The sequence below is a fragment of the Nocardiopsis halophila DSM 44494 genome, from assembly GCF_000341245.1.
In the GTDB taxonomy this organism is placed as follows: domain Bacteria; phylum Actinomycetota; class Actinomycetes; order Streptosporangiales; family Streptosporangiaceae; genus Nocardiopsis_A; species Nocardiopsis_A halophila.
The window spans coordinates 1-1646 of sequence record NZ_ANAD01000285.1 but is presented as its reverse complement, the minus strand read 5'-3'; the positions used below and the strand labels follow the sequence as shown (position 1 = coordinate 1646).

General features: G+C 73.7%; 1 protein-coding gene. It reads left to right on the top strand.

Annotation, left to right across the window (positions count from 1 at the left end):
• Nucleotides 1-26 precede the first annotated feature (26 nt).
• Complete coding sequence (locus D450_RS0128980) at nt 27-1541, top strand: LCP family protein (protein ID WP_083932832.1); 1515 nt, start codon at nt 27-29, stop codon at nt 1539-1541.
• The last annotated feature ends 105 nt before the right edge of the window (nt 1542-1646 follow it).

The window sequence follows — 1646 nt, the reverse complement described above, 5'->3', positions numbered from 1 at the left end:
GGGGGGGCCCGCCCCGCCCCTCCGGGCTGGGACGGGCACTGCTGCTGACCGCGGCCTCACTCGTCCTCCCCGGCATCGCCCACCTGCGCAGCGGCCGGCGGACCGCCGGCATCGTACTGCTCAGCGGGTACGCCGCGCTGATCGCTGCGGGTGTCGCCGTCGGCGTCCTGGTCCTGGGCGACATGGCGCGCGGCGCCACCATGGCGGTCCAGGGCCGCTGGCTGCTCACCGCCTCCGCAGCGGCCTTCGCCGGGGCGGTGGTCTGGATGGCCGTGGTGGCGCACTCGTGGGCCATCACCCGCCCGCGCCCCTCCGGCGCGGGCGCCGCGACCGCCGGCGGAGCCCTGGTCGTCCTGCTGTGCCTGGTGGTGGCCGCCCCCGCCGCCGCCGTCATGCACACCTCCTACGTCACCTACTCGACGCTGTCGACCGTCTTCGGCTCCGAGGACCCCCTGGACGATCCGCCGCACGACGCTGCCAACCCCTGGAACGACCGCGACCGCATCGAGGTGCTGCTGATCGGCGGGGACTCGGGAAGCAACCGCTACGGGATGCGCAACGACTCCACGATGGTCGCCAGCATCGACGTGCACACCGGCGACACCGTGCTCATCGGCATCCCCCGCAACCTGGAGGACGTCCAGTTCCCCAAGGGGTCCAAGCTGGCCGAGGCCTACCCGCCCCCGGCCGGGTACGACAACCTGTTCAACGACATCTACCAGCGGGTCGCCGAGCACCCCGAGCAGCTGGCCGAGAACCCCGCCGCGGACGACCCCGCCGCCGACACCCTCAAGTCGGTCGTCGGCTACATCACCGGGCTGGACCCCGAGTACTACGCCCTGGTGGACATGAAGGGCTTCGAGGGCATCATCGACGCCATCGGCGGCATCGACGTCTACCTCGAGGACCCCATTCCTTACGGTCTGGAGGGCGACGTCCTGGAGGCCGGCCAGCAGCACCTCGACGGCAACCAGGCCCTCTGGTACGGCCGCAGCCGGGTGAACAGCGACGACTACACCCGCATGGGCCGCCAGGGCTGCCTGATCAAGTACGTGGCCGAGCAGGCCGACCCGACCGCCGTCCTCAGCGGCTACCAGGACCTGGCCGGCGCCGCCAAGCGCACCCTGCGCACCGACATCCCGCAGACCAAGGTGCCCGCCTTCATCGAACTGGCCGACCTCGTGGACGAGGAGGGCGCGATGAGGACCCTGCAGCTCACCCCGCCCCAGGTGGACCCGGCCTACCCGGACTGGAAGGAGATCCGGGCGATGGTGGCCGACGCGGTGGAGGAGCAGGAGCGGGAACAGGGCGACGGCGCCGACGCGGCCCCCGGCCCGGCCCCCTCCCCCTCCGCCTCCGACGCCGCCTCCGACGCCCCGACCGGCGAGGGCGCCGACGGCGGACAGGAGCAGGGGCAGGACCAGAACGGCGGCGACGAGACCGAGTGGCAGGAGTACACCGGCCTGGACGACCCCTCGCCGACCACGCCCGGGCGCCAGGTCGGCGACGACGCCGGCTCCCTGGACGCCCTGTGCCCCTGAGTCCGGCGTGACCGCGGCGCGGACGGACCGCGCGGCCTGAGAGCACAGGGCAGGCGGCGGCGAAGAGGAGGGGCGGTTCCCCGGTGTCGCCGGTCGGCCGCCGGG